Consider the following 26457-nt stretch of genomic DNA (forward strand, 5'->3'; position numbering starts at 1 on the left):
TGCTACCCGGCAATCGCTGCTGCGATCTGTGCCGGTACGACATCGTAATGATCGAACTGCATCGTGAAGCTGGCGCGTCCGCTGCTCATGGCGCGCAGGTGTCCGATGTAGCCGAACATTTCCTTCAGCGGTACATGCGCATCCACGACCGAAGCATTACCCCGCATTTCCTGCTTGCGGACCGTACCGCGGCGGCGGTTGATGTCGCCGATCACGTCACCCAGATGGTCCATCGGGGTGATGACTTCGACGGCCATCACGGGCTCAAGCAAGGCCGGGCCAGCCTGGCCAAAGGCCTGCCGCAGCGCGTGCGAGGTCGCCAGTTCGAACGCCAGGGGTGACGAGTCCCGCTCATGGTAGGCGCCATCGACCAGGCTGACCTTGAAGTCGACCACCGGATAGCCTGCAACCACGCCGACCTTTGCGGTGTTACGCACCCCGGCTTCGACCCCCGGAATGAACTCTCGCGGCACCGCACCACCTACCACCAGGCTCTCGAACTGCTGGCCTGCACCACGTTCCAGCGGCTCCACCCGCAACACCACCTCGGCGAACTGGCCGGGGCCGCCCGATTGCTTCTTGTGCACATGGCGTACTTCGACCGCACGGCTGATCGTTTCCCGATAAGCCACTTGCGGCTGTCCGACGTTCACATCCACCTTGAAGCGGCTGCGCAGCTTCTCCAGCGTCACCTCAAGCTGCAACTCGCCCATGCCGGACAGGACCGTCTGACCGGAGTCGTGGTCTTGTCGCAGGTGTAGGCTGGGATCCTCCTGCAGCAACGTCTGCAGACCCTTGAGCAGGTTCTGCTGATCGGCCTGGGTGCGCGGTTCCACCGCCACGTCGATGACCGGTTCCGGGGCGTCGATACGCTCCAGTACCAGGGCATGCGCCGGATCGCTCAGCGTATCGCCTGTCACGGAGTACTTGAGGCCAGCCACCGCAACGATGTCACCGGCGATCGCCAGCGTTTTTTCCTGCTTGCGGTCAGCATGCATCTCATACAGGCGGGCGATCCGCTCGCGCTTGCCGTTGTTGGCGTTGAGCACCACGTCGCCCACGGCCAGCTTGCCGCGGTACAGGCGTAGGAAGGTCAGCAGGCCGTGATCGTCATGGATCACCTTGAAGGCCAGCGCGGCAAGCGGGCCTTGGGGATCCACGGCGATATCGTGCTCGCTGGCCACACCCACTTCACCGGGTGCCGGCAGATAGGCCGTGGCTGCATCCAGCAGTGGTTCCACCCCCTTGTTCTTGAAGGCGGCACCCAGCACGACCGGCACGAAGGCGCCCGCGATGGTGCCTTGGCGGATCACGGCGCGCAGGGCCTCGGGTGATGGCTCCTGACCATCCAGGTAGGCGGTCAGCAGGGCATCGTCCTGTTCCACGGCCGTCTCGACCAGCCGTTTGCGATAGCGCAGGGCAGCTTCCTGCAGGTCGGCAGGAATCTCGCCCCGCGTATAGGCGGCAGGTGCATCGCCGGCAGGCCAGTTGAGCGACACCATCTCGATCAGGTCCACCATGCCGTTGAAGGTGTTCTCGATGCCGATGGGCAATTGCAGGACCAGGGGCGTAACCCCGAGCCGATCCTGGATCATGTCCACGACCCGATAGAAGTCCGCGCCGGTGCGGTCGAGCTTGTTGACGAAGGCCAGCCGTGGCACCCGGTATTTGTCGGCCAGACGCCAGTTGGTCTCGGTCTGCGGCTCCACGCCGGCGACGCCATCGAACACCACGACCGCACCGTCGAGTACGCGCAGGGAACGGTTCACTTCGATATTGAAATCGATGTGGCCTGGCGTATCGATCAGATTGATCTGCGTACCTTTCCAGAACACGGTGGTGGCTGCGCTGTTGATGGTGATGCCGCGTGCCTGTTCCTGGGGATCAAAGTCCATTGTCGCCGCACCGTCATGCACCTCGCCCAGGCGATGGTTCTCGCCGGTATAGAAGAGGATGCGTTCGGTCGTGGTGGTCTTGCCCGCGTCTACGTGAGCAATGATGCCGATATTACGTACATGTCTGTTTTCCATTTTTCATTCACCAATAAGAAGCCCGGAGGGCTGTCGCGCCGACCGGGTCCTGATGGTTTCCCGGTACGGCGCCTGCAGGGCCTTCCTGGTGTGGGCGCAGGAAGGCTAGTCCGTGTCTTGCAGCGGGGCGGTGACGGACGCAAGGCGTACGCCGGCCGCCGGATTCGTGCCAAAGGACGAGCGCAAGCCCTCCATCCCTTGGCCGGCACGAATTACGTCGATCAGCTTGTCGTAGGTACGCATTGCAAACTCCTGCTGGTGGAAAAACAAAACCCCGGAAGGCTAGGCCTACCGGGGTTCGGGTATCTGTCGACCCGGGTAGGCTGCTATGCCTCCCGAGCGTGCTCAAGAAGGCGTTATGTCAGGATAGCCAACAACACGCGGCACCCGTAAGGCGTGCGTGCACCGGCCGCCGAGAAGGCAGTGCGGAACAGCGTAGCGGTGCAGTGGCGTGTGGTCATGGTCAATATCCGTTTGATCTGAATCAATCTACTCTATGGTGTTGCCTATTGCAATAGTAATTCTATTTTGCCGATAGATGGCGGGATTGCTGCGTACCTCCCATCGGGTCCTCCTACTCAAATGCGGACGCTCATTCGCGTTTCAAGTGGAAATGGCGCAAGTAAGGGACATGCCCTGTGCAATTTGAAGCGGCACGGGTCAATTCAAGCAATTGCTTGAAAAAGAACCAGGTCACGCCAAATACGCCGATCCAGGAGGAATGATTTATCCACACCCCTGGCGATTAAAGTTCGATAAGCCGGCGATTGAATTGATACGGTGCTTCCTTTGCGGATGGCCTATCAAGAAGTGTCAGGTTTCATCCCGCTCCAGGCAAATCCGGGTTCAGTTAATGGTTTGATTTTACAGGCTTAGCGTGCCCGGTCGTTTCCGGTCCAAAAGACCCTATGAGGCCAGGATGGGTGATTGCCGGGTTGCCCGTGCGTTTTTCTGTGCTTCGCCAGCTTGTTGGGTAATCAATACCTGATCCTGTTTGATTAAATAATCTTTACAGGACAGGGGCATAGTACATTAGCGGTTTATAATAAATAGTGCCGGGACACTGCTCAAATCAAAGAGCCCGGAAAGAAAACTCTCCCAAGGACGACAACATGAAACTCTCCACCCGTCTTGGCCTGATCGTTGGCAGTGCCATCGTCGGCCTTGTGCTGATCGCGGGCTTCTCGCTCAGTACCCTGCGTTCCACCATGCTTGAGGATAGGCGTACCCAGATCAAAACGATTCTAAGTCTGGCGAGCAAGCAGGTTGCTTATTACCAGTCGCTCGAACAATCCGGCAAGTTGAGCAAGGACGAGGCACAGGCCAAAGCCATCGAGGCCTTGCGTGGCCTGCATGATGGCGACGACTATATCTTTGCCCGCACCATGGGTGCCCTGGTGCTGGTGCACCCGGATGCTCGCAAGCAGGGCAAGGTCGACCAGGGCTCCAAGCTGCCCGATGGCCGTACCACCATGCAGGCTTATCTCGATGTGCTGAGCAAGGGGGACTTCGGTTTCACCGACATTGTCTCCAAGCGCCCGGGGGGCGACGTGGAAGTGCCCAAGATCAACGGCGTGGCACGTATCCAGGGATGGGACTGGATCATAGGCTTTGGCGTGTTCGTGGATGACATCGACAAGGCCTACTGGCGTTTCGCCCTGAACTTCCTGTTGATTGGTGGCGTGGTGCTGGCTGTGGTCATCGGCCTTGCCTTCGCGATGTCCCGCACCATCTACCGTCGTCTGGGGGGCGAGCCGGACTATGCGGCCGAGGTCGCCCAGGCGATTGCCGGTGGGGATCTGAGCCGCCAGGTGACCGGCAAGGTCGAACGTGACAGCCTGCTTGGGGCGGTAGCCAGCATGCAGCAGAGCTTGCGCGAGATGATCGAAGGCATACAGACGGGTTCCGGTAGCCTGGGGCAGGCCGCCAAGGGCTTGTCCAGCCAGATGGAGCACATCAATCAGGCGTCGCGCCAATCGGCGGATGCGACCTCGGCGACGGCTGCCGCGATCGAGGAAATGTCGGTCAGCGTGGATCATATCTCCGGCAGCGCCCGCGAGACCGAACAGAACTCGGCTCGCTCGAGCGAGCTGGCCAGCCGTGGCGAGGGCCTGGTCAACCAGGCGGCGGAGGAAATCGAACGCGTTTCCAGCCAGATCGCCGAGGCATCGGGCTTGATCGGCGGGCTGGTCGAGCGCTCGCGTGAGATCGACGGCATTGCCAGCGTGATCAAGGAGATTGCCGACCAGACCAATCTGCTGGCACTCAATGCTGCGATTGAAGCAGCGCGTGCCGGCGAGCAGGGCCGTGGTTTTGCGGTGGTGGCGGATGAAGTACGCAAGCTGGCGGAGCGCACCACCCAGGCAACCGGCCAGATCACGACCATGATCCAGGCTATCCAGAACGATACCGGCTCGGTGGTGGACAGCATGCAGGCAGTCACGCCGAAGGTTGCGCGTGGTGTGAGCCTGGCCGGTGAGGCGGCAGCGGCGCTGCGCGAGATCAACCAGGGTGCGGCAGCGACACTCGACAAGGTACGTGACGTGGCCAATGCAACCGCCGAGCAGAGCCTGGCCAGCAGCAGCGTGGCGGCCAATGTGGAGCGTATTGCCCACATGGTGGAAGAATCCGCGACCTCGGTGCAAGAGGCCAACAAGAATGTGCTGGCACTGGAACGATTGGCGCAGGAACTGCGTGCTTCGGTCAGCCGCTTCCGCTTGTAAGCGCTTCACCATCGGCGAGTCGCGCCGTACACCATCAAAAAACCCCGCCAGGTGCGGGGTTTTTTGATGGGTCAGAGGTGTTGCAGCGCCAGTTGGTAAATCTCGGCAAATTCGTCGGGCTTGAGCGAGGCGCCACCGGCCAGCCCGCCATCAACGCCTTCCAGGCTGAACAGATCGATGGCATTGCTGGCGCATAGGCTACCGCCATACAGCACGCTGATTTCTGCGCCCAATCCTGCAGCTTGTTCCTCAAACAGGCGACGTATGCTCGCATGGGCGGCAATGATCTCGGCCGCGCCTGCAGCCTTGCCGCTGCCGATGGCCCATATCGGCTCGTAAGCCACGATCAGGCGGGGCAACTGATCGCTGGCAATCTGCGCCAGGATGGGCGCCAATTGTTGTGCCAGTACGGCATCGGTCTTGCCGGCGGCGCGCTCGGCCGCGCTCTCGCCCACGCAGATCACCGGTGTAAGCCCGGCCTGCAGGCAGGCTAGCGCTTTGGCAGCAACCAGCTCGTCGCGCTCCGCATGGCCGGTCCGACGTTCCGAATGGCCGATGATTGCGCAGATCGCACCCAGTTCTTGCGCCATGACGGCAGAGATATCGCCGGTATGAGCGCCGGCGGTATGTGCCGATACATCCTGCACTCCCCAGCCGAGCGGGCTGTCGGCCAGTAGCCTGGCCAGCTGTGCACCATGCAAGGCGCTGGGACATAGCCACAGCCCCACCTTGGCACTGCTTAGCGGGATGAGCCTGGCGGCCATCTGCTCCGCCAGCGCCAGGGAGCCATTCATTTTCCAGTTACCTACCAATAGTTTGCGGCCCATTGTTGCTCCTCATTATTGTTATCGGAAAAAACGGGGCGCCGTAGCGCCCCCAGTGCAGTCGTCACGGAACGGTGACTGACCCCCAAACCCGTTTAACCCAGCGTTGGCATGGTGAACTCGGCGCCTGAGCGTATGCCGGTCGGCCAGCGGCTGGTGATCGCCTTCATACGAGTATAGAAACGTACGCCTTCAGGGCCATGCATATGGTGATCGCCGAACAGGGATTGTTTCCAGCCGCCAAAACTATGGAAGGCCATGGGAACCGGAATCGGCACGTTGATCCCCACCATGCCGACCTGGATACGATGGCTGAACTCTCGGGCGGCATCGCCATCGCGGGTGAAGATGGCGACGCCATTGCCGAACTCATGGGCGTTGATCAGGCCGACTGCCGTCTCAAAGTCAGCCACCCTGACCACACTTAGTACCGGGCCGAAGATTTCCTCCCGGTAGATCGTCATCTCCGGGGTGACGTGATCGAACAGGCTGGCGCCGAGGAAGAAACCGGTTTCGCAGCCGACCGGTTTCCTGCCCCGGCCATCGACCACCAGGCGGGCACCCTCGCTGACGCCGGTATCGATATATCCCGTTACCTTGTCGAGGTGCTGACGGGTCACCAGTGGCCCCATCTCTGCGCTCGGGTCGGTCCCCCGGCCCACCTTCAGTGTGGCGATGCGCGCTTGCAGTTTCTCGACCAGCACATCAGCGACATTGCCTACTGCGACGGCAACCGAGATCGCCATGCAACGCTCGCCTGCCGAACCGTAAGCGGCTCCCATCAAGGCATCGACGGCTTGCTCCAGATCGGCATCCGGCATGACCACCATGTGGTTCTTGGCACCACCCAGTGCCTGTACGCGCTTGCCGTGGCGAGCGCCGGTCTCGTAGATATAGCTGGCGATGGGGGTGGATCCGACAAAGCTGATCGCCTGTATGTCCGGGTGGCTCAGCAGGCCATCGACCGCCAGCTTGTCGCCCTGCAGTACGTTGAATACACCATCCGGCAAGCCGGCCTCAGTGAGTAGCCGGGCGAGGAACAGCGCAGCCGATGGATCGCGTTCGCTGGGCTTGAGCACGAAGGTGTTGCCGCAGGCGATGGCGACCGGGAACATCCACATCGGCACCATGGTGGGGAAGTTGAACGGCGTGATACCTGCTACCACACCGAGTGGCTGGCGTAGCGAATAGGCGTCCACGCCACGCCCCACCTGGTCGGTGTATTCGCCCTTGAGCAGATGGGGAATGCCGCAGGCGAACTCCACGACCTCCAGGCCGCGGGTGATCTCACCGTCCGCGTCGGACAGTACCTTGCCATGTTCACGGCTAATGATGGCTGCCAGCTCGCTACGGCGCGCTTCCAGCAGTTCCTTGAATTTGAACAGCACCCTGGCCCGGCGCAGGGGCGGGGTATCGGCCCAGGCCGGGAAAGCCGCTTTGGCTGCCGCAACGGCGGCCTGGATGTCCGCAGGATCGGCCAGGGCCACCTCTGCAATCTGTTCACCGAGAGCGGGGTTGTAGACCGGGCTGCTGCGGGTACTGCTGCCGGCAGCAAGTTGGCCGGCGATATAGTGGGGAATCCGTTGCATGGTGCTTGTCCTCGTCTGGCTGGATCATCGTGATTTGGGCGCAAGCCGCCCTGCAGCCTCCATCCGGGGCTGGAAAAAGCGCTGCGCGGGGAGGTGTCTGCCTGGCTCAGGCCGGCTTGCCCATCAGCCAGTCGTGGGCCGGATCGTTCTTGAAATGCCAGGCCCGCTTGGGGCCGGCCATCACGTTCAGGTAGTAGCCCTCGTAGCCATGCGGCATGGTGACAGGGTGGTAGCCACGCGGGACCTGCACCACATCGTGATCCTCGACCGCCATGGCTTCGTCCAGGCTGCGATCGTCGGTATAGACGCGCTGGTAGGCAAAGCCTTGCGATGGTTTGATGCGGTGGTAGTAGGTCTCCTCGAGATTGCTCTCTTCGGGAAGGGCGTCCTGATCGTGCTTGTGTGGCGGGTAGCTGGAGGAGTGGCTGGCAGGGGTACGTACCTCCACCACCAGCAGGGAATCCGCCGGGTCGGTCTGCGGCAGGATGTCGTAGACATAGCGGGTATTGCTGCCCACGCCACGGACGCTGCGGCGCTGCTTGTTGGGTTCGATCAGGCGGGGCGGGTAGTGGGCCAGGCCGGGAGCGGAACACAGTGCGACTTCCACATCGCTCAGCGCGGTGATACTGAGGGTGATGCCGTTGGGTACATAGATGGCGTAAGGGCCGATATCTTCAAAGACGCTCTCGCGCTTGCCTATATCGGCCCAGCGCTGGCCGGGAATCTCGGCATCGATCCGGCCGCTCAGTACCACGGCGCAACATTCGCGGCCATCATCTTCCCAGCTCAGCGATTCCCCGGCCTTGAGCCGGTAGGCTTCGAAGCCGACATGCTGCCAGCCGGCCGAGGCCGGGGTGACCTTCACGATCTCCCGGCCGCGTGGCCTGGCCTTGTTCAGGAGCGGGCTCATGCAGCCTCCCGATAGGCATCGCGGCGGATGGATTCAACAATCTGGGCGAGATGACGGTAGCCCTTGTCGGCATATTCATAGCTGGGGGCAACCGCAGGGTCCTGCTCGGCCTCCACGACCAGCCAGCCGCGATAACCGTGCCTTGCCAGCAACTGCAATAGCGCCGGGAAGTCGATGCTGCCATCGCCGGGGACGGTGAAGGCGCCGTTGATCACCGATTGCAGGAAGGTCCATTGCCGGTTGCGTGCCAGCTTGACCACATGGGGCCGGACATCCTTGCAGTGCACATGCACGACCCGCGACAGGTGCTTTTGCAGCAGGGCCAGCGCATCACCGCCACCAAACGTGGCATGGCCGGTGTCGAACAGCAGGCCCACTTCCGGCCCGGTGACGGCCATCAGCCGATCAATGTCGGCGGGGGACTCTACATAGGCACCCATATGATGGTGATAGGCGAGCGTGATGCCGTTCGACTGCAAGTGGCGGCCAAAGGCGTTCAAGCGCTCGCCGTAGGCTAGCCAGTCGGCTTCGCTACGGAACTGTGGTCGCTTGAACAAGGGTTGAGGCAAGCCCTGGATAGCGTCGGCCACTTCGCCGTAGACCATGACGGTTGCGCCGTTGTAGACCAGCTTTTCCATGTGCTCGCGGACCTGCTCGATCTCGTCGGCTACCGTGCCACTGGCCAGGCGGCCCGAGTACCAGCCCGAAACGCAGGCCATGTCGTACTCGGCCAGCTTGGCCTTGAGCGCAGCGGGTGCCTTGGGAAACTTGTTGCCGAGCTCGAAACCCTGGTAGCCGATCTGCCTGCCCTCGCGCAGGGCCGTGTCGAGCGGGATCTCGCCCCCCAGGGAAGGGAGGTCGTCGTTGCTCCAGGATATCGGGTTGATGCCGATCTTCACGTCGAATTGCATGTCAGTATCCTCGCTTGGCCGTACTGGCTTCATAGGCTTGCCGGGCGGCAACGACCCTGGCGCTGTCCGAGACCTCCGGGACGGCGACCTCCCACCAGCAACCGCCTTGCTCGGTCGTCCGGGCCGGGTCGGTATCGATGCAGATCAGGCTCGACTTGCTGGCGGCGCGTGCGCGGTCCAGCGCTGCCTCGAGCTCCGCAATGCTGTGGACATGCTCGCCATGGGCGCCGAGTGCACGGGCGTGCATGGCAAAGTCGATCTCGGTATGGCCATCCGGTCCCTGCAGGCAATCGGCCAGCAGGTTGTTGAAAGGCTCGCCGCCGCAGGCCTGCTGCAGACGATTGATGCAGCCGTAGCCGCGGTTGTCGAGCAGGACCACGATGAGTTTGAGGCCGAGCATGACCGAGGTCGCCAACTCCGAATTCATCATCAGGTAGCTACCATCGCCGACCAGCACGATGACCTCGCGCCCCGGCCAGGCCATCTTCACGCCCAGGCCACCGGCGATTTCGTAACCCATGCAGGAATAGCCATATTCCATGTGGTAGCCGCCGGGTGTACGGGTACGCCAGAGCTTGTGCAGCTCTGCCGGCAAGGTACCGGCGGCGCAGACGGCGATATCGTCGCGGTCGGAGCCAGCGCCGCGCTGGACGGCACCGATGATTTCGCCGTCATAGGGCAGGCCGTCGACTTCGCGCTGACCGGTGATGCGGCTGACTATGCCCCGCCAATCCTCGGCCTCGGCCTGTGCCCGGGCAGTCCAGCCCGCATCGGCTTGCCAGCCGACCAGTCCCGCGTGCAGGGCGCCCAGGCTGCGGGCAGCATCCCCCTGTACGGGCAACGCGCGGGCCTTGAGCGCATCGAAGGGGCTGACATTGAGGCTGATCAACCTGGCCTGGGGAAACAGGCTGTTGGAGCCGGTGGTGAAGTCCTGCAGCCGGCTGCCGACGGCGATGACGACATCGCAGTCCCGCGCCAGGGCATTGGCGGCGGTAGCGCCGGTCACGCCGATCGGGCCGGCCTGCAACGGGTGGTTCCAGGGCAGGGCACTCTTGCCGGCCTGGGTCTCCGCGACCGGGATGCCATGCTGCTCGGCAAATTGTCGCAATGCGTCGCAAGCCCCTTCGCTATAGAGCGTCCCACCTCCGGCGACCAGCAGCGGGCGCCTGGCTTCGCGCAACAGGGCAATCGCGGCCGCCACGGCCTCCTCATCCGGGATCGGCGCGCGCAGACGCAGGGTTGGGGTCTCGAAGAAACTCAGCGGGTAGTCATAGGCCATGGTCTGCACGTCTTGCGGCAATGCCAGGGTGACCGGGCCGCAGTTGGCGGGATCGGTCAAGGTGGCGATGGCGCGGGGCAGGGCGGTCAGCAACTGGGCAGGATGGACGATGCGATCGAAGTAGCGAGATACCGGCTTGAAGCAGTCGTTGACCGAGACGCTGCCGTCGGCGAAGTCCTCCAATTGCTGCAGCACCGGGTCCGGTGCGCGGGACACGAACACATCCCCTGGCAGGAGCAGGACCGGTAAGCGATTGACATGGGCCAACGCCGCCGCCGTTACCAGGTTGGTGGCGCCGGGGCCGATGCTGGTCGTCACCGCCATCATGCGGCGCCGGAAGTGGGCCTTGGCATAGGCGATCGCCGCGTGCGCCATACCCTGCTCATTGTGGGCGCGGAACGTGGGTAGCTCGTCCCGCGCGGCATACAGCGCCTCTCCCAGGCCGGCGACATTGCCATGGCCAAAGATGGCCCAGACGCCACCAAACAGCGGCACCGGCTGGCCTCCGCTTTCCACCCGCAATCCCGCCAGGTAGCGCACCAGGGCCTGGGCTACGGTCAGCCTGATGGTACTCATGCAGCCTCCTTGCGGCGCTGTGCCGGGGCATGTGCCTGTTGCCAGGCAAGAATCAATTGCTCGAAGGTCGTGCGGACGCGCTGGATCAAACCGGCATCGTCGATCTCGCCCTTGAGCCAGGCGAGCCCCGGTTCGTGCCAGATGGTCCGACCCACCATGAAACCCCGGCAGCTCCGGCTTTCCGCGGCAGCGACAAAACCCGCTGCCAGCTCGGCGACCGGTGCCTGCAGACCCAGCAGGACCACGCCACGGCAGTAGGGGTCACGTTCGGCGATCAGGGCATCGATGGCTTTCCAGGCGGGTGCCGGCATGCTCTCGAGCTTCCACCACTCAGGTTGGATGCCGATGTTGTAGAGCCGCTTGATGGCTCGCAGCACCGTGTCGTCGTGACGGGGCAGATGGCGTGGCGGAATGATCTCCAGCAGCAGCTCATGGCCGCTGACCTGGGCAGCGTCATACAGCGCCCGCAGCTGGGCTTCCTGCTCCAGCCGGTTCTCCACCGTATCGTCCGGATGGTAGTAGGCAAGGCACTTGATCACCTGCTCCCGCGGCCAGCTTGCCAGGGTGGTACCGATGGAACGGCCCCGGTCGAACTCGAGCGGGTTGGAGAGCGGCAGCTCCATGGGCCGACCTACCCACCACTGGCGACCTGTGGCGGCGTGCAGGGCGTCCTCGCCATAGCGGTCGTCACACAGCACGCCGATATGGCCTTGCAGGCTGAGGGCAGATTCCGTCTGCGCCACCGCTTGCACCAGCAGACGCTTGAGCTCGCTGACACGTGCTTCCGGGACCCCGGCATCGCGGCTCAGTTCATAGAACTGGGCGCGGTGGTCAAAGGCCAGCACGCAGAGATCGTCCCAGTGCTGGCGTGGTGCGGACACCCGATGCAGGCGGGTCAGTGCGGCATCGTCGCCGGGGCGCTGCAGTTGAACGGCATGACTCAGGAAGTAGGCCAGTTCCACCTGGGTCGGCATGGCCGGCGCACAACCATGGCGCGACACCACCAGCGCACCGCAGGCATTGGCACGACGACAGCACAGGCCATAGTCCTCTCCACGCAGCCAGCCGCGCAGGAAGCCAGACAGGAAGGCGTCGCCGGCACCCAGTACGTTCATGACTTCGACCTGTACGCCCTGGATGGTATAGGCAGCATCGAGCGTAGCGGGTACGGCACCGTCGATCACCGCGCACCCCAGCGGGCCACGCTTCAGTACCAGCGTGGCATCCGGGCTGATTGCGCGCACGCGTTGCAGGGCGGCGAGAATATCCTGGCTGCCACCGGCGATCTGGAATTCTTCCTCGGTACCGACGATAAGGTCGAACAAGGGCAGGACGGCCTGTAGATGGTGGCTGACCTCGGCATCGGCCACAAAGCGTTGCTCGCCGTCACCCCGGCCGGTGAGCCCCCAGAGCACGGGACGATAGTCGATATCGAGCACGGTGCGGACATCGTGCTCGCGGGCGTAGGCCAGCGCCGCCTTGGCGGCACCGAGCGTCTTCTCGGTCGAGAGATGGGTGCCGGTGATGGCCAGCGCGCGGCTGGAGGCGATGAAGGCCTCGTCCACATCGGCAGCCTCCAGCGCCATGTCGGCGCAGTTCTCGCGATAGAAGATCAGCGGAAAGGTGTCGCGGTCCTTGATGCCGAGCAGAACCAGGGCCGTCAGCCGTTCCTTGTCGATTTTCACCTGGCTTACGTCGCAGCCTTCGCGCGCCAGGGTCTCGGTCAGGAATCGGCCCATATGCTCGTCACCCACCCGCGATAGCATGGCCGACTTCAACCCCAGGCGGGCGGTGCCAAAGGCGACATTGGCCGATGAGCCACCGAGGTATTTGGCGAAGCTGCCCGCGTCTTCCAGGCGGGCGCCCAGGTCTTTGGCGTACAGGTCCACTGCCAGCCGGCCCAGGCAGATCAGATCCAGCCGGCGATCAGGTGCAAATTGCGTAGGGTTTTCCATCGTGGCCCCGTTCAGATCGTTACGCCGTCAAGCTCGGCCATCAGGGTCTGCATTTCTGCGCCGCCTGCCATCATGTCCAGTACCTCGTCCTTGCTGATCGCCGACTTGGCATAGGTGCCCAGCGATTTACCCCGGTTGAGCAGGGTGAAACTGTCACCGATCGGATAGGCGTGGTTGACGTTATGGGTGATGAAGATCACCGAGATACCTTTGGCCCGCGCCCGGTCGATCAGGCGCAGCACATTGAAGCTCTGTTTAACGCCGAGTGCGGCGGTGGGTTCGTCGAGGATCAGTACCCGGGCTCCGAAATGGATGGCGCGGGCAATGGCCAGGCACTGTTTCTCACCACCGGACATGGTGCCGATGGCCTGGTGCGGATCGCGGACGTTGATGCCCATCTCCGAGAGTTTCTGCTTGGCCACCTCGGCGGCGAGCTCGATATCCATGACCGGGAGGAGTCCCAGCCACTTCTTGACCGGCTCGCGCCCCATGAAGAAGTTACGCGCCACGCTCATCAGCGGCACCAGGGCGAGATCCTGGTAGACGGTGGCGATGCCGATGTCGAGCGCCTCCTTGGGCGAATCGAAGCGGACCGGCTGGCCGTCGATGCGGTACTCGCCGCGGGTGGGCTTGTGGACGCCGGCCAGGGTCTTGATCAGCGTGGACTTGCCGGCGCCGTTGTCGCCAAGCAGGCAATGCACCTCACCCGGCTTCAGTTGCAGGGTGACATCCTGCAGGGCGATCACCGAACCGAAGATTTTGCTGACATGGTCCAGCTCGAGTATGTAGTCGGATTGGGACATGGCGCTTACCTCGATTCCGTCACGCGGCGGCGGATGAAGTTGTTGAATACCACGGCGATCAGCAACATCAGGCCCAGGAAGACCCGGAACCAGTCCGAATTGATATTGGTGTAGCTGATGCCGATCTGTACGACGCCGAAGATCAGCGCGCCGAAGCAGGCACCGACTACCGAGCCGTAGCCACCGGTCAGCAGCGCCCCGCCGATGACGGCGGCGATGATGGCCTCGAATTCCTTCTGCAGGCCGCGGTCGGCGGCGGCCGAGCCGATGTCGCAGACCTGCAGGGTGGCGAACAGGCAGGCACAGAAGGCGGTAAAGACGAACAGGCCGATCTTGACCTGCCGTACCGGCACACCGACATTCTTGGCGGCGTTGGCGTCGCCACCGACGGCGAAGATCCAGTTGCCGATGCGGGTACGAGCCAGGACGAAGGCGGCGACCAGGGCCAGCGCACCCCACCAGACGATGACCTTGGGCAGGCCGGCAACGAGCGGGCGGCCGTCGTCGAGCTTGCTGATCCAACCGATGTTGGCCAGCCACTGGAAGACACCGTCACCGATGTGACCGACAAACAGGCTGCTGGCCAGCCAGTCCTGGGCGGCCATGTCGCCGATCCCGGAGACGATGGTGCGGTTGGCAAACATGACCGAAAAGGCCAGGGTCAGGCCGCGCAGGATGAACAGGAAGGCCAGCGTGACGATAAAGGAGGGCAGCCGCGTCTTGATCACCAGGTAGCCGTTGAGCCAGCCCAGCGCCATGGAGCCCACGAAGGCGGCGATGATGGATAGCCAGACGGGCCAGCCAAAGTAGATAGGGGGGATGGCGACCATCATGCCGGCAAAGCCGATCATGGAACCGATGGACAGGTCGAACTCGCCGGCGATCATCAGGAGGCAGGCACCGATGGCCAGGATGCCGAGGTAGGCGGCGACCTGGGACCAGTTGATGATGCCGTCGGCGGCGAACATGCCCGAGCTGCCGGCAAACAGGCCGAACAGCGCAAAGATCAGCACGGTACCCGAGATGGAGGCGAACTCCGGTCGACCCATCAGGCGATCGAAAATCGTTAACTGCTTGACCCGCTCGTCGGTCTTGGCGACGGCCGGGCTGGACTGCTCTGGCGCAGACATGGCGGGGACCTCTTTCAGGCCTGCATGGGCGGTAGTCATGGGGATGCTCCTCGGCATGGAGCGACGGCACGCCGCCCCATGTGTTTCAGACGCTGGCCACCGGCGTGGCTAGCCGTCGATCAACGGTACTGACCTGCGTACTGCTCGACCTTGCCGATGTTGTCCTTGGTCACAAAGCCTGGGCCCGAGCCGATGTGACGAGGACCATAGTCAGGTGCCAGCCCATACTCGGCCAGGCGTGCGGCGAACTTCTTGTCGGCCTTGAGCGCAGCCTGCACCTTGGCGAGGTCGGTGGTCTTGTCGCGCTTCATGATGGCCATCACCGCGACCGGGATATAACCCTGCAGGTAGGGCTGCTGGTCGATGGCGAACTGCATGCCGCCGCTCTTGATCGCAGCGCTGATCTCAGGCGTGAGATCAAAGGTCGCGAGCCAGATCTTGCCGAGCTTGCCGGACTTTTCCAGCGATTTGAGCGTGGGGACGGCACCGGATGGGCCGACGGTCAGGATGGCCTGGGTGCCGGGGTTGTTACGCAGATAGGCGCTGACCTTGCTCTCGACCGTCACCGGGTCTTCGCCGGTATCGAGCAGGGACTTGCTGATGTCGGCGCCGATCGCATCGGCAAAGCCCTTGCAGCGCTGCATCAGACCTTCGTTGGTGGCCTGGTGGTCCACGCAGACAAAGCTCTTGATGCCGGCGGCCTTGGCCTTCAGGCCTGCGCCCTTGCCGGCTTCATACTCGGGCTGGCCCACATGCATGATGGCACCGAGCGATTCGCTCTGCTTGGTGGTACCGGAGTTGATCGTGATCAGCGGGATCTTCTTGGCGGTGACCTTGCCCATGGCGGACTTGAGGACATCGTAGTCGGCAATGCTGGTGATCACGCCGTTGTAGTTGCGGGCGGCGCCCTGTTCGATCAGGCGTGCCATGTCGGCCAGGTCACCATTCGGTGGGTTGCGGTAATCCACCTCTACGCCAAAGTCTTCACCGGCCTGCTTGATGGCGTTCTTGATGGTGTTCCACCAGGAATCGGAATCAGGCGCGTGGCTGATCAGTACGTATTTGTCGGCGGCGACGGCACTGGCACAGGTGAGGGCTACGAGCGTAGCCACCAGGGCACGCCCAAGGCGTGTCTTGCGGGGGGATTGCATCGGTATGTCTCCTCTCCAGGGTTGAGTTTGACCGGGTACACACCCGCCGAAGGCGGTGCGGCGATTGACCGCATCGCCCGGAGACCTACCCGCCTGGAGTGCGGGTGATCATGACGTGAACCTTACGCCCGCTATTTTTCTATTGCAACTTTTATTCGCAAATATTTTTAGTTTAGAAAATTGTTTCTGTTTTGTGATGTCGACGCTAGAATGCCGCAAGACCAGCACGGAGCAGACAACATGTCGGATACCCAGAACGCCGACGAATTGATGGCACGTATCGCCGACGAATACGACAGCCTGAGCAAGCAGCTCAAGGTCATCGCCAAATACATAGAAGCGCATCGCAGCACGCTGGTGCTGGAGCGCATTGCCGACATTGCCACGGCTTGCGAGGTACAGCCTTCGGCCATCGTGCGCTTTGCCCAGCGCTTTGGTTTTGCCGGTTTCAGTGAAATGCAGGCGCTGTTTCGCGATGCCTATGCTGGCGCCGGTGTACCGGTGCCCAGCTATCAGCAGCGCATACGCAGTCTGATCGACACTGGCCAGGGCAGCCTCGGCAACGCGGAGCTGACTCGCAGCTTCGTGGCGGCCTGCCAGCAAGGTCTGGATGACCTGAGCCAGAACCTGGACCCGGTCCAGCTCGATGCGGCCGTCGAACTGCTGCTCAAGGCAGAGAACATCTATGTAGCCGGGGTACGGCGCATGTTTCCCATCGCCAGCTATATCGCCTACGCCCTGCAGCATACCCAGAAGCGTGTACATCTCCTGAGCGGCCTGGGCGGCATGTTCCGCGAGCAGGTGCGCTCGATCGGCGAAGGAGATGTGCTGATTGCGATCAGTTTCCAGCCCTATGGCAAGGAGACGCGCTATTGCGCACGCGTGGCGAACCAGCACAAGGCCGGCCTGCTGGTGATCACCGACAGCCAGCTCAGCCCGCTGGCACGCAGCGCCGATGCCTACCTGACGGTCAAGGAGGGGACGGCGTTCGCCTTCCGCTCCATGACCAGCACGATCTGCCTGTGCCAGGCGCTGTTCATCGCGCTCGCGTACCGGCTGGAACTCACCATCGAAGAGACCAAGGACACGGGAGGCTATGATGATTGATGTTGCATTGTTTGGGGCCGGGCGCATCGGCAAGATCCACGCGGGCAACCTTGCTGCGCAGGCAGGGGTCAGGCTCAAGTATGTGATCGATGTCCACGAACCCTCCGCGCGTGAGCTGGCCGCACGCCATGGAGCAACGGTCGCGACGCCGGAAGCCGCATTGGCGGACCCGGCCATCGCCGCGGTGTTGATCGCCGCGAGTACCGATACGCATGCCGACCTGATCCTGCGCGCCGCCAGCGCCCGCAAGGCCATCTTCTGCGAAAAACCGGTCGATCTTGATCTGGAGCGCGCGCGCCGCTGTGCTGCGGCGGTCAAGGAGGCCGGTGTGGCCTGCCTGATCGGTTTCCAGCGTCGCTATGACCCGACCTTTGCCGCCGTCAAGGCGCGGATCGACGCCGGGGAGATCGGTACGCCCGAAGTGCTGATCGTCACCAGTCGCGATCCAGGCGCACCACCGGTGGACTACATCCGCAAGTCCGGCGGTATCTTCAAGGACATGCTGATCCATGATTTCGACATCTGCCGCTGGATACTCGATGACGAGGCCGTGAGCGTCCACGCCAGCGCCAGCGTGCTGACCGATCCATCCATCACCGAGACGGGTGATGCCGACACCACCGCGGTGACGATACGGACCGCCAAGGGACGGCTGTGCCAGATCAACACCAGCCGTCGCGCCGCTTATGGCTATGACCAGCGTTTCGAGGTGATGGGTAGCCTGGGCATGCTGCAGGCCGGCAACCACAAGCCGACCGAGGTCGTATTCTCGGGCCGGCAGGCCGTCTCGCAAGATTTGCCCGAGGCCTTTTTCCTCGAACGCTACCGCGCCGCCTATGCGGTGGAAATGGCGCATTTCTTCAGCGCAATCCAGTCCGGTACGCCGCTCCGCACTACGGTGGAAGGTGGGGTGGCGGCCTTGGTGCTGGCGGATGCAGCAACCCGTTCCTGGAAGGAAGGGCGGGTCATCAGCCTTTGAACCGCCCCGGCCCGGCAAGGCGGCATCTTGTGCCTGTGCCGGGCTGGCGCTTGGCCGATTAGCAGCTAGACTGGCTATCTCGGACCAGGTGTGGAGGACGGGTTGTGCGAGGCGCTCGACGAGGGTTGTTGGCAGTGTTGCTGGCCCTGTCCGGGCTGGTGGCGGAGGCGGCATGCAGCCGTCCGTTCAGCGCTGGCGTGGGCGCTTTGGGCTCCGCCTATTATGTCGATGCCAATGGTCCGCATGGTGTGGTGGTCGATCTGCTCGATGAGCTCAGTCGACGCACCGGCTGTGTCTTTCGGGCAGAGATGCTGCCCCGGCAACGCGTATGGGCCATGTACGCACAAGGCGAGATCGATGTCGTACCTGCCGCCCTCAAGACGCCGGAGCGTGATCAGTCCGGCGTATTCGTCCAGTATGCGGCGTCCCGTACCGACCTGCTGCTGATGCCCAGGGACACGCCGTCAACGATCCGCAGCATGGGAGATCTGCAGGCCCTGCCGAGGTTCAATCTGGGTGTGGTCCGCGGCGTGACGCCAGGGGGCCGTGTCGGTGATGCTTTCCCGGCTCTGGAGCAGGCCGGCCGGCTGGAGTATTCGCCAGATTATGACCAGTTGTTCGTCAAGTTCCAGGCAGGGCGGCTCGATGCCGTACTGGCTCCGGCGATCTTCTATGAGCGCAAGCTCAAGGAGTGGGCGCAAGGCAACAAGGTCAGGATCGTGCGCCTGCCGGAATCGGTCTTTCTGCCGACAGGCATCTATTTCAATCACAGCAGCATCAACCGGGCGGATCGCGAACGGCTCGCCGACGCGGTGAAGGCCATGCGGGATGATGGGACCGTGCGGGCGATCTACATGCGCTACCTCAGTGCAGCCACTGTCGATACCATCATGCAGGGATCGGCCGCCTTGCTGCCTGATCGGCGCAAGCGCTGAGCGAATCTCGCTGATGACCAAGGGACAATTATCCGATGCTGACGAAATCTTGCTCCGCGATGGCGCTGGCCATCTGCTGCCAATGCCTGCCGGTCATTGCGGCAACACCGGTGCAATCTGATTTACCCAGAGAGGAGAAGCAGGTGATGCTGCATGCCAAGGGAACGTTCGAGGTGAAGATGGCGCCACAGCCACCGCAGGATGCGGCGCTGGCGGCAGTCCTGGGGCGCCTGTCGCTCGACAAGCAGTTCCATGGTGACCTGGAGGCCGTAGGCCAGGGACAGATGCTGACGGGTGGGACGGCGACCAAGGGCTCGGCCGGCTATGTGGCCATGGAGCAGGTCAGCGGCAGCCTGCTGGGGCGCAAGGGAACCTTCCTGCTGCAGCACACCGGCACCATGACCCGTGGCGAGCCGCAGCTGAGCATCACCGTGGTACCTGATTCCGGTACGGATCAACTGCTCGGACTGACAGGCAAGTTGGGTATCCGTATCGAAGGCGGCCAGCATTTCTATGATTTCGAGTACAGCTTGCCGGCCCTGCCGTGACCTGTACGGGATCGACGTGCGGCCTTGATGCCAGCCCGCCGCGTGGGTGCCCGGTTCCGATACCTCTTTCGAGGTAGCTGAAAAACCTCCTAAATGGACTTGGGGGCAAGGCGGCCAACGGTTACCTTGTAAGCGAGAGAAGGTGCGCAGCCGCCTGGCCAGACGCATCTCCCGTGATGCGTCGTCCATAGCGCGAGGAGTGGATCGTGAACCTGGCAAGCCCTGTAGCGCCCATCACCGTCATGACGGTAGATGATCATCCCCTGCTGCTCGAGGGCATTGCCAGCGTCATTGCCTGTGAGCCGGGCATGAAGCTGGTCACCGAGGCCTGCAATGGGCAAGAGGCCGTTGCGCGCTTTCGCGAGTTCAGGCCCGACGTCACCCTGATGGATATCCAGATGCCGGTCATGAATGGCGTCGATGCAACGATGGCCATACGGCGCGAATTTCCCGATGCCCGTATCGTGGTCCTGACCACCTACCAGGGCGATGCCCACGCACTACGTGCTATCCGGGCGGGGGCTGCGGGCTATATGTTGAAAAACGCCCTGCGCAGCGAGCTGCTCGATACCATCCGCCTGATCCATTGTGGGCGGCGGATCGTACCGCGCGAGATCGCGATGGAGTTGGCCGAGCATCTCAGTGATGATGAGTTGAGCTGCCGTGAAACCGAAGTACTGCAACTGATCGCCAGCGGTTTGTCGAACAAGGGTATCGCCGCCGTCCTCTTCATTTCGGAGGAGACGGTCAAGGTGCATGTGAAGAACATCCTCTCCAAGATGATGGCGAATGATCGCACCCATGCGGTAACGATCGCCTTCAAGCGCGGCATCCTCAATGTGGATCGGCACATCCAGCCCGCCTGACGGTTCGCCACCGCTAGCGCGAAGGGAGACTCCCCGTTAGCCGGGCGGACCAGTCTTCGACCTGCCGGGATGCGAGCCGGCGTTCAAACAGCGTGCGCAACCTGGGTGCCAGGGGTTGCAGTGCGATCAGGCGCTCAAGTTCGGCAGGGTTCAGCGTATCCTCGAACAAGGTATGCAGTACCCGGCTCAACGGCCAATCCGGGCAGGGTCTGTGCAGCAGTCGCAGGGTATCGGTGGGGCTGACGAGCCCGGTCACCAGCACCCGGTAGTACCAGCCGGTCTGCCGGCTTGCTTGCACCAGCCGGGCCATATCCGGCGTTGCGAAGCGCACATTCAGTTTCCAGCAAGGCTGGCGTGGCTGACTCAGTTCCACCACGGCCTGCCCGAGCGCGAACTGATCACCGATGCAGACGTCCGCTTCGGTCATGCCCCGGGTAGACAGGTTTTCCCCAAACGCGCCGGGTGCCAGATCCTTGCTGGCACCAGCCAATCTTGCAGCCCAGTCCGGATAGTGATCGAAGGGGTAATGGTGGACCGCCTTTTCAGGTCCGCCATGGTGTAGTCGATCACCTTGCTCGTCCGTCAGAAAGCCCTCGCTACCCAGCATGATGGGACAGCTCACCGCCTGCTTGAGAATGGCACTGGCCTGGCCCTGCGGACCGAAAGGGCGGCTGCGGCCTACCCTTAGGGAGAGCAGGGGGTAGCTGGTGGCGTGCAGGTGTTCCTTTCCGGGGGCCATCATGGGATAGGCCGCATGGCATGGCTCCGTGGTGCTGTCTTGTCGTTCAGCGCGAAGGCGAACCAGATGATCACGATAGCGGTCGCGACGATGATCAGGCCGGTACCGGTGATCACTTGCTCGTCGGCGAGATAGCTGTTGCAGAGACGGACAGGTGCCTCCTGGTAGAGCAGGCCTGCCGTGGCGGTCATCATGCCCCAGCCAATCAGGAAGAATGCCTGCAGGGGCTTGGCGGCCAGCGCCCAGGAAAGCCGCAGGGCCAGGCCGGCGGCCAGCAGGCTGGCGAACTTGTACAGGTCTGTCGACCGGTCGCTGACAGCAAGGTCCAGTGCGAGTGGAATCATCCACAAGCTGACCACGGTCGCGGCCAGGGTGAAGCCTGCGAGGCCGATCTGGTTGTAGCTGGCGATCAACCGGCGTAACCCGGCCGGTAGCGCTGGTGCCAGCAGCCAGCCGGCCAGGATGAGCATGGGGAACTGGCACAGCATGTGCCACGCCATGCGCGCTTCCAGCGCTTGCCGGAACAGCAGCATGAGGGCAACGATACCGACCGCGAGCAGGCAGGAAGCCAGCCTGATGTGAGCATGGACGTGCTGTCGGGTATTCATCGCCGTTCACCCAGGGCGATGGCAGCGGCGAGGGCCTGTCGTCCGGCGCCGAGGTCCTCGATATCGGCCAGCCGGGCCTGCTTGTCCACGATATGCAGCGCGGCGTTGTGCACATAGCCACCCAGACCGTCGGGAACCACCACGATGCCAAATTGATCGAGCAAGCCTTGCAATTGCGCCGGGTCCGCCACGCTTGCGAACTGCCAGACGGCCGGGTCGGCGCGCATGCGGGCGGCGTAGCTCACGAGCTCGGCCGGCGTATCGTTCCGTGGATCGAAGCTGATGCTCAGCAGGCGTACCTTGCCCTGCAGTTGACGGGCCTGGATTTCTGCCTGCAATCGCTGGAATTCATCCCGCAGGATGGAGCAAAGGCTGTTGCAACGGGTGTAGATAAAACCGGCGATGGTGAGCGGCGTGCCGCTTGCGAGCCAGCGATCCAGGGCCACTTCACTGCCATCCGCCAGATGCAGGGTGGTGGCCGGGAGTTGGCGCGGTGTGCGGGCGATGGCGGCACGTCGTGCCGCCTCCGACGTCCAGGTACTGAACCCGGACGTCAACTGGTAGGCGGCCGCCAGGCACCCCAGCAGGATGAGCAGGGTGGCGAACAAGGTGCGGGCCATGCTTTCCGTTCCTTCGTTGAGCTGGGCCGGATCAAGCGGGCTTGAGCGTGGCGAGTTCCTGATCGCCGTTCCAGGGCGCGGTGCGGTCCTTGGACTTGTCTCGTTGCACCTTGACCGCCGCCGCATCGATCGGCGTGCCGGTATTCCCCCACGCCTTGCGGATATGGGTCAGGACTGCAGCCATCTCCTCGTCGTTGAACTTGCCGCTGAAATTCGGCATCTGGCCCTGGAAGGGCTGACCTTTTACCGTCAGTTTGCCGCTGATGCCATGCAGCAGGATCTGGGTCACCACACCGGGGTCGCCGTTCACCCATTCGGAACCGGCGAGGGGTGGAAACACACCGGGTACACCTGTGCCACCGGCCTGATGGCAGGCAACGCAATTGGCGGTGAACAGCGCCGCACCATCGGCTTTTCCGCCGGCCGGTTTCCCCAGGTCAGCCAGCGTGCGCTGGTCCCCCCAGCTCGACTTGGCGGATAGGTCGGTGGTGGCGATGTACACCACGGCCCAGGTGAACAGACCGGCAATGGCCAGCAGCAATACCAGCGGTACGGGTTTGACCTGCTCATCCGGGTCGGGATTCTCGCGAGCCTGGGCGCGGGGAATGGTTGGCTTCTTCATGGCTGCGCTCCTGCATTCGGACCACCTGCCTGGGGAACCGCCGGTGGCAAGGCGGGGAGATCGTCCACCGGGTAGGTGTGGTCCAGGGCAAGCAGGTAGCTGACGAGCGCGATGGCGGCGGGCCTGGCGACGACGACCTGTCCCTGGACCGAGAACGCAGGCGGCAGGTTGACGATGGTGTCACCCGGCGCGGCCTGGGCCTTGATCTCGAACAGGTAGGGGTAGGCCGGCATGATGCTGTCCCTGGTATAGGCACGAGGCTGGTACAGGTGGCCCAGATGCCAATCCACGCTTGGCTGGCGGGCACCGATATTGAACAGGTCCGGGCCGGTACGCATGGTGCCGAGCAGGGTGGGCTTGTCATAGTAGTAGTCGGCTGCCACCGATGCTCTGCCCCAGCCACGCTCGAAGTCCGGTGCCTGGGCGCGCGTCCTGGGCTGTTGGGAGTGGCAGGCGATGCAGCCGTTCTCGATATAGACCTGCCGCCCCTGTAGCTGCTGTGCTGAATAGGGGCGGAGCGCGCTGGGTGGCCGGCGTCTTTCCTCCTGCAGGTAGGGCAGTACGACGAGGGCCGTGATCGCGAGGCTGAGGATGACGGAGCTACCGACTAGCAGGGTGGTTTCGCTGCGCATGAGTATCCTCCGGGATCAGGCCGAAGCCTGGTTCAATATCGCTGCGGATTCCCGCTTGGGGCCTGAGCGCCGGATCATCAGCACAAAATGCCCTGCCAGTATCAGGTGCCCCAGGCTCATGATCGCGCCGCCCACCGAACGGCCGATCAGGCCGGTACGTGTCACGTTGACGGAGTCCATGAAGGTCTTGCCGGCATCGAGCATATACAGCCCCTGCATCCAGCCGGCGACGGTCAGGAACAGGAAATAGATCGCAAAGCCGATCACGACCAGCCAGAAGTGCAGGGCGATCAGGCCGGGATAGGGCCATTCCCAGCCGGTGATGCGGGGCGTAATGAAGTAGATGGCGCCGAACATGACCAGGGTGACGAAGCCATACAGCCCGAGATGGGCGTGCGCCACGGTGAAGTGGGTGAAGTGGGTAACGGTATTGATGGAGCGCAAGGCTTCCAGCGAGCCCTGTATCGAGCTCAGGGTGTACATCATGCCGCCCAGTACGATGAAGCGCAGGGTAGGGGAGTGCTTGAGGGCATGGAAATGACCCCGCATGGTCAGGTGCTGGTTGATCGAGAATGCGGTGACCGGAATGATCATCATCATGCTCTGTACGATGGAGAGGGCGATCAGCCAGCTGGGTACGGGGCCGCCGATCAGATGATGCCCACCGACCTGGCCATAGAAGAAGGCCAGTGTCCAGAAGCCCACCAGCGACAGGTTATAGGACTCGACCGGCCGGCCGATGATCTTGGGCAACAGGTAATAGATGGTCGCCAGCGACAAGGGGGTGTAGAACAGGCCCAGCACATTGTGGCCGAACCACCAGTTGGTCGTGGCCTGCTCGATGCCCTGGTGGATGGGCAGCTTGGCGAGAATCAGCAAGGTAGGGAACCAGAACAGCGCCGCGCCCATGTACCAGACGGAGACGTACAGATGGTCAACCTTGCGTTGCTGCAGCGTTACCACCAAGGGCAGCCCGATCAGCGCACCACCGACGGCCAGCCAGCCGGCAATCGGAAGAGGAATCTCCAGCCACTCGAACCCGGTGTTGTAGCCATGGCCGATGCCCACGAGACCGGCCAGCAGCGCAACGTTCCAGATGGCGGCACCGAGGATCGCATAGCGTGCGCCGACCAGGGGGGTCTTCAGCAAACGCGGTAGTAGCCAGTTGCAGACGCCCAGTGCGGCCATGGGAGCCCAGCCATAGGCCACGATGTTGAGATGCAGGGTGCGGGTTACGCCGAAGCTCAACCAGAGCGAACCGGTAAGCCAGTCCGGTGCATGAAGCTTGATCGAGCTGATCAGGCCGAACACCGAGGCGGCCAACAGCCATAACAGGGCAATGCTGAAGAAGATCAGGGTGACCCTGGCGCTGGAGCGGTCCGCCATGACCCGTGATGCGAGTTCCGCCTGGTCCGGTTCACCATGCGCCAGTCCGTCGCTATCCATCCTTGCCTGCAGTGCGGCCCGGGCTGCCGGCGTGGCCGAAGGATCCTCGATGGTGCCGACGCCCCCATGCTCGAAAATCACCCTGGCGGCGGTATGCCCACCATCCAGCAGGCTGCGCCGCTGGGACCAGATAAAGAACATCAAACCGATGATGGCTACGACGAAAGCGGACAACAGGATGGCTAAGACATTCATGACAGTCTGACCTTCTGTGTATGCGTCGACAACTCAAGGGTGGCGCAATACTGCCTCGCGCCGGAGGGGTCTACCGTGCCGGCAAACGGGGCATCGCCGGGTCAAGCTATTGCGTCAGACCAGTTCGTCCAGCCAGGCTGCCAATGCCTGCTGCCCGCGCCGGGACATCTCCGGGCCATGCCGTTCGGCGCCGGCTTGCAGGGTTGCCGGATCAATACCCGCGGCATGCAGTTCTGCCGCATGGCCCGTCAACCATTCACCTATCCTGCCGGACTGCAGCTCCGGGTGGCATTGCAAGCCCAGGCCGTGTTGTCCGATGGCGAAGACCTGGTTCGGATAGCGTTCACTGGAGGCCAGCAGGCGGGCGCCTTGCGGCAGGTCGAAGGTGTCGCCATGCCAATGGAACATCTGCTTATCGCCGCCGGCCAGGTGTCGTAGCGGGCTAGCCAGCCCATCTGCCGATAGTGTTAAAGGATAGAAGCCAATTTCCTTTCCTGCCGAGCCAGCGTAGACCTTGGCGCCGAGTGCGGCAGCCATCAGCTGCGCACCAAAGCAGATGCCGAGCGTAGGCTTGCCGGCATCCAGTCGTTGCCTGATCAATACCAGCTCCCGCTGTATCCACGGATGGCGATCCTGCTCATAGACGCCCATGGGCCCCCCCAGGACGACCAGCAGGTCGGCGTGTTCCGCGGCGTGCAGGTCGTCATCCGGGCGCTGGTAGCGGATGGCGTAACCGGCCTTGACCAAGGGCTCGGCAAAGCTGCCCAGGTCTTCAAAATCGATATGTCGAATGGCGATCAGGGTCTTGGTCATGTCGTCGTCTCGCTCAGTAGTTGACCAATGGCGGAACCGAGCGCCAGGTCGGGTGCATGGCCGAACTTGGTCCAGCGAAGTTGGCCGCGTTTGTCGATCAGGGCCAGTGACGGCGTGCCCTGGAATTCGTAGGCCGACATCGTCTGGGGGATGTTGCCCCGGACACCGGGCCGGTCCACCGCGACCGGAAAACGGATGCGGTACTCATGCATGAATACCTTCAGCGCCTCCGGTGTCATGACGTGGTGATGTTCAAAGACACTGTGCAGGCCGATGACGGCCACTTCGTTGCGGTCGTAGAGCTGATGCACCTGGGCCGCTTGCGGTATGCCGGTCTGCACGCAGCCAGGGCACAGCATCTGGAAGGCATGCAGGACAACCACCTTGCCACGGAGTTGTTCGAGCGTGAGCGGTTCGCTGTTGAACCACTCGTCGGTAATGAGTTCAGGTGCGGGGCGCATGGTGG

Annotated in this window: 25 protein-coding genes; 6 read left to right on the top strand and 19 right to left on the bottom strand. The window is 63.0% G+C overall.

The annotated features are described in order from the left end of the window. Positions 1–2 precede the first annotated feature (2 nt). Together fusA and ACYVHK_RS04185 are read right to left on the bottom strand one after the other, a co-directional pair. The gene (fusA, locus tag ACYVHK_RS04180) at positions 3–2030 is read right to left on the bottom strand and encodes an elongation factor G (protein ID WP_460527911.1); all 2028 of its coding nucleotides are present in this window, start codon (positions 2028–2030) and stop codon (positions 3–5) included. Between the two features lie 105 nt (positions 2031–2135). Continuing rightward, on the bottom strand, positions 2136–2273 hold the full coding sequence (locus ACYVHK_RS04185) for a hypothetical protein (protein WP_460527913.1): 138 nt from the start codon (positions 2271–2273) through the stop codon (positions 2136–2138). An 869-nt stretch (positions 2274–3142) separates the two neighbouring features. Between ACYVHK_RS04185 and ACYVHK_RS04190 the strand changes: the two genes are divergently transcribed. Beyond that, positions 3143–4753 carry a methyl-accepting chemotaxis protein gene (locus ACYVHK_RS04190; RefSeq protein WP_460527915.1) on the top strand — a complete coding sequence of 537 codons (1611 nt, stop codon included), beginning with the start codon at positions 3143–3145 and terminating at the stop codon, positions 4751–4753. A gap of 71 nt (positions 4754–4824) precedes the next feature. Here the strand turns inward: ACYVHK_RS04190 and tpiA are convergent, their stop codons facing one another. The 9 genes from tpiA to ACYVHK_RS04235 all read right to left on the bottom strand — a co-directional run bounded on the left by tpiA (position 4825) and on the right by ACYVHK_RS04235 (position 15881). After that, positions 4825–5580 (bottom strand): triose-phosphate isomerase family protein, encoded by a 756-nt coding sequence (tpiA, locus tag ACYVHK_RS04195; RefSeq protein ID WP_460527917.1) that lies wholly within the window; start codon positions 5578–5580, stop codon positions 4825–4827. 92 nt (positions 5581–5672) lie between these two features. Then, positions 5673–7166 carry a CoA-acylating methylmalonate-semialdehyde dehydrogenase gene (locus ACYVHK_RS04200; protein ID WP_460527919.1) on the bottom strand — a complete coding sequence of 498 codons (1494 nt, stop codon included), beginning with the start codon at positions 7164–7166 and terminating at the stop codon, positions 5673–5675. A 106-nt stretch (positions 7167–7272) separates the two neighbouring features. Then, positions 7273–8076, bottom strand: a complete 804-nt coding sequence (gene iolB, locus ACYVHK_RS04205) for a 5-deoxy-glucuronate isomerase (RefSeq protein ID WP_460527921.1) — start codon at positions 8074–8076, stop codon at positions 7273–7275. Then, entirely contained in the window at positions 8073–8987 is a 915-nt protein-coding gene (gene iolE, locus ACYVHK_RS04210; RefSeq protein ID WP_460527923.1) for an IolE/MocC family protein, read from the bottom strand. Before iolE ends, iolB begins: the two co-directional genes overlap by 4 nt. A 1-nt stretch (position 8988) precedes the next feature. Continuing rightward, positions 8989–10842: a 3D-(3,5/4)-trihydroxycyclohexane-1,2-dione acylhydrolase (decyclizing) gene (gene iolD, locus ACYVHK_RS04215; RefSeq protein ID WP_460527925.1), complete on the bottom strand. Its 1854-nt coding sequence runs from the start codon at positions 10840–10842 to the stop codon at positions 8989–8991. Beyond that, positions 10839–12797 carry a 5-dehydro-2-deoxygluconokinase gene (locus tag ACYVHK_RS04220; protein WP_460527927.1) on the bottom strand — a complete coding sequence of 653 codons (1959 nt, stop codon included), beginning with the start codon at positions 12795–12797 and terminating at the stop codon, positions 10839–10841. The genes iolD and ACYVHK_RS04220 overlap by 4 nt, the downstream gene beginning before the upstream one ends. Before the next feature lie 11 nt (positions 12798–12808). Continuing rightward, positions 12809–13600 carry a sugar ABC transporter ATP-binding protein gene (locus ACYVHK_RS04225; RefSeq protein ID WP_460527929.1) on the bottom strand — a complete coding sequence of 264 codons (792 nt, stop codon included), beginning with the start codon at positions 13598–13600 and terminating at the stop codon, positions 12809–12811. A gap of 5 nt (positions 13601–13605) precedes the next feature. After that, positions 13606–14769, bottom strand: coding sequence for an ABC transporter permease (locus ACYVHK_RS04230; protein WP_460527931.1), 1164 nt, complete (start codon positions 14767–14769; stop codon positions 13606–13608). Between the two features lie 80 nt (positions 14770–14849). After that, positions 14850–15881: a sugar ABC transporter substrate-binding protein gene (locus ACYVHK_RS04235; protein ID WP_460527933.1), complete on the bottom strand. Its 1032-nt coding sequence runs from the start codon at positions 15879–15881 to the stop codon at positions 14850–14852. A gap of 240 nt (positions 15882–16121) precedes the next feature. On the opposite strand from ACYVHK_RS04235, the gene ACYVHK_RS04240 reads away from it, so the two are divergent. From ACYVHK_RS04240 to ACYVHK_RS04260, 5 genes are all read left to right on the top strand, one after another. Further along, on the top strand, positions 16122–16988 hold the full coding sequence (locus ACYVHK_RS04240; RefSeq protein WP_460527935.1) for a MurR/RpiR family transcriptional regulator: 867 nt from the start codon (positions 16122–16124) through the stop codon (positions 16986–16988). Further along, positions 16978–17967: a Gfo/Idh/MocA family oxidoreductase gene (gene iolG, locus ACYVHK_RS04245; RefSeq protein WP_460527937.1), complete on the top strand. Its 990-nt coding sequence runs from the start codon at positions 16978–16980 to the stop codon at positions 17965–17967. The genes ACYVHK_RS04240 and iolG overlap by 11 nt, the downstream gene beginning before the upstream one ends. Positions 17968–18101: 134 nt before the next feature. Next, positions 18102–18902, top strand: coding sequence for a substrate-binding periplasmic protein (locus tag ACYVHK_RS04250; RefSeq protein WP_460528353.1), 801 nt, complete (start codon positions 18102–18104; stop codon positions 18900–18902). A 35-nt stretch (positions 18903–18937) separates the two neighbouring features. Then, positions 18938–19450 (top strand): DUF3224 domain-containing protein, encoded by a 513-nt coding sequence (locus tag ACYVHK_RS04255; protein ID WP_460527939.1) that lies wholly within the window; start codon positions 18938–18940, stop codon positions 19448–19450. A 206-nt stretch (positions 19451–19656) separates the two neighbouring features. Further along, positions 19657–20316, top strand: a complete 660-nt coding sequence (locus tag ACYVHK_RS04260; RefSeq protein ID WP_460527941.1) for a transcriptional regulator — start codon at positions 19657–19659, stop codon at positions 20314–20316. 13 nt (positions 20317–20329) lie between these two features. Here the strand turns inward: ACYVHK_RS04260 and ACYVHK_RS04265 are convergent, their stop codons facing one another. The 8 genes from ACYVHK_RS04265 to ACYVHK_RS04300 all read right to left on the bottom strand — a co-directional run bounded on the left by ACYVHK_RS04265 (position 20330) and on the right by ACYVHK_RS04300 (position 26452). After that, on the bottom strand, positions 20330–21058 hold the full coding sequence (locus ACYVHK_RS04265; protein WP_460527943.1) for an MOSC domain-containing protein: 729 nt from the start codon (positions 21056–21058) through the stop codon (positions 20330–20332). Next, positions 21055–21663, bottom strand: coding sequence for a hypothetical protein (locus ACYVHK_RS04270; RefSeq protein ID WP_460527945.1), 609 nt, complete (start codon positions 21661–21663; stop codon positions 21055–21057). Before ACYVHK_RS04270 ends, ACYVHK_RS04265 begins: the two co-directional genes overlap by 4 nt. After that, positions 21660–22283 carry an SCO family protein gene (locus ACYVHK_RS04275; RefSeq protein WP_460527947.1) on the bottom strand — a complete coding sequence of 208 codons (624 nt, stop codon included), beginning with the start codon at positions 22281–22283 and terminating at the stop codon, positions 21660–21662. Before ACYVHK_RS04275 ends, ACYVHK_RS04270 begins: the two co-directional genes overlap by 4 nt. A gap of 31 nt (positions 22284–22314) precedes the next feature. Then, positions 22315–22905: a c-type cytochrome gene (locus tag ACYVHK_RS04280; protein ID WP_460527949.1), complete on the bottom strand. Its 591-nt coding sequence runs from the start codon at positions 22903–22905 to the stop codon at positions 22315–22317. Beyond that, the gene (locus tag ACYVHK_RS04285; RefSeq protein WP_460527951.1) at positions 22902–23537 is read right to left on the bottom strand and encodes a cbb3-type cytochrome c oxidase subunit II; all 636 of its coding nucleotides are present in this window, start codon (positions 23535–23537) and stop codon (positions 22902–22904) included. The genes ACYVHK_RS04280 and ACYVHK_RS04285 overlap by 4 nt, the downstream gene beginning before the upstream one ends. A gap of 15 nt (positions 23538–23552) precedes the next feature. Then, complete coding sequence (locus ACYVHK_RS04290; protein ID WP_460527954.1) at positions 23553–25178, bottom strand: heme-copper oxidase family protein; 1626 nt, start codon at positions 25176–25178, stop codon at positions 23553–23555. Positions 25179–25292: 114 nt separating this feature from the next. After that, positions 25293–25991: a type 1 glutamine amidotransferase family protein gene (locus tag ACYVHK_RS04295; RefSeq protein ID WP_460527956.1), complete on the bottom strand. Its 699-nt coding sequence runs from the start codon at positions 25989–25991 to the stop codon at positions 25293–25295. Further along, positions 25988–26452, bottom strand: a complete 465-nt coding sequence (locus ACYVHK_RS04300) for a thioredoxin domain-containing protein (protein ID WP_460527958.1) — start codon at positions 26450–26452, stop codon at positions 25988–25990. The genes ACYVHK_RS04295 and ACYVHK_RS04300 overlap by 4 nt, the downstream gene beginning before the upstream one ends. Positions 26453–26457: the final 5 nt, after the last annotated feature.

It is taken from the genome of Chitinimonas naiadis, assembly GCF_054780835.1.

What these genes read in the sequence shown, in the direction of transcription:
- fusA (WP_460527911.1), bottom strand. Translation starts at nt 2,030, where the DNA reads ATGGAAAACAGACATGTACGTAATATCGGCATCATTGCTCACGTAGAC.
- ACYVHK_RS04185 (WP_460527913.1), bottom strand. Translation starts at nt 2,273, where the DNA reads ATGCGTACCTACGACAAGCTGATCGACGTAATTCGTGCCGGCCAAGGG.
- ACYVHK_RS04190 (WP_460527915.1), top strand. Translation starts at nt 3,143, where the DNA reads ATGAAACTCTCCACCCGTCTTGGCCTGATCGTTGGCAGTGCCATCGTC.
- tpiA (WP_460527917.1), bottom strand. Translation starts at nt 5,580, where the DNA reads ATGGGCCGCAAACTATTGGTAGGTAACTGGAAAATGAATGGCTCCCTG.
- ACYVHK_RS04200 (WP_460527919.1), bottom strand. Translation starts at nt 7,166, where the DNA reads ATGCAACGGATTCCCCACTATATCGCCGGCCAACTTGCTGCCGGCAGC.
- iolB (WP_460527921.1), bottom strand. Translation starts at nt 8,076, where the DNA reads ATGAGCCCGCTCCTGAACAAGGCCAGGCCACGCGGCCGGGAGATCGTG.
- iolE (WP_460527923.1), bottom strand. Translation starts at nt 8,987, where the DNA reads ATGCAATTCGACGTGAAGATCGGCATCAACCCGATATCCTGGAGCAAC.
- iolD (WP_460527925.1), bottom strand. Translation starts at nt 10,842, where the DNA reads ATGAGTACCATCAGGCTGACCGTAGCCCAGGCCCTGGTGCGCTACCTG.
- ACYVHK_RS04220 (WP_460527927.1), bottom strand. Translation starts at nt 12,797, where the DNA reads ATGGAAAACCCTACGCAATTTGCACCTGATCGCCGGCTGGATCTGATC.
- ACYVHK_RS04225 (WP_460527929.1), bottom strand. Translation starts at nt 13,600, where the DNA reads ATGTCCCAATCCGACTACATACTCGAGCTGGACCATGTCAGCAAAATC.
- ACYVHK_RS04230 (WP_460527931.1), bottom strand. Translation starts at nt 14,769, where the DNA reads ATGACTACCGCCCATGCAGGCCTGAAAGAGGTCCCCGCCATGTCTGCG.
- ACYVHK_RS04235 (WP_460527933.1), bottom strand. Translation starts at nt 15,881, where the DNA reads ATGCAATCCCCCCGCAAGACACGCCTTGGGCGTGCCCTGGTGGCTACG.
- ACYVHK_RS04240 (WP_460527935.1), top strand. Translation starts at nt 16,122, where the DNA reads ATGTCGGATACCCAGAACGCCGACGAATTGATGGCACGTATCGCCGAC.
- iolG (WP_460527937.1), top strand. Translation starts at nt 16,978, where the DNA reads ATGATGATTGATGTTGCATTGTTTGGGGCCGGGCGCATCGGCAAGATC.
- ACYVHK_RS04255 (WP_460527939.1), top strand. Translation starts at nt 18,938, where the DNA reads ATGCTGACGAAATCTTGCTCCGCGATGGCGCTGGCCATCTGCTGCCAA.
- ACYVHK_RS04265 (WP_460527943.1), bottom strand. Translation starts at nt 21,058, where the DNA reads ATGATGGCCCCCGGAAAGGAACACCTGCACGCCACCAGCTACCCCCTG.
- ACYVHK_RS04270 (WP_460527945.1), bottom strand. Translation starts at nt 21,663, where the DNA reads ATGAATACCCGACAGCACGTCCATGCTCACATCAGGCTGGCTTCCTGC.
- ACYVHK_RS04275 (WP_460527947.1), bottom strand. Translation starts at nt 22,283, where the DNA reads ATGGCCCGCACCTTGTTCGCCACCCTGCTCATCCTGCTGGGGTGCCTG.
- ACYVHK_RS04280 (WP_460527949.1), bottom strand. Translation starts at nt 22,905, where the DNA reads ATGAAGAAGCCAACCATTCCCCGCGCCCAGGCTCGCGAGAATCCCGAC.
- ACYVHK_RS04285 (WP_460527951.1), bottom strand. Translation starts at nt 23,537, where the DNA reads ATGCGCAGCGAAACCACCCTGCTAGTCGGTAGCTCCGTCATCCTCAGC.
- ACYVHK_RS04290 (WP_460527954.1), bottom strand. Translation starts at nt 25,178, where the DNA reads ATGAATGTCTTAGCCATCCTGTTGTCCGCTTTCGTCGTAGCCATCATC.
- ACYVHK_RS04295 (WP_460527956.1), bottom strand. Translation starts at nt 25,991, where the DNA reads ATGACCAAGACCCTGATCGCCATTCGACATATCGATTTTGAAGACCTG.
- ACYVHK_RS04300 (WP_460527958.1), bottom strand. Translation starts at nt 26,452, where the DNA reads ATGCGCCCCGCACCTGAACTCATTACCGACGAGTGGTTCAACAGCGAA.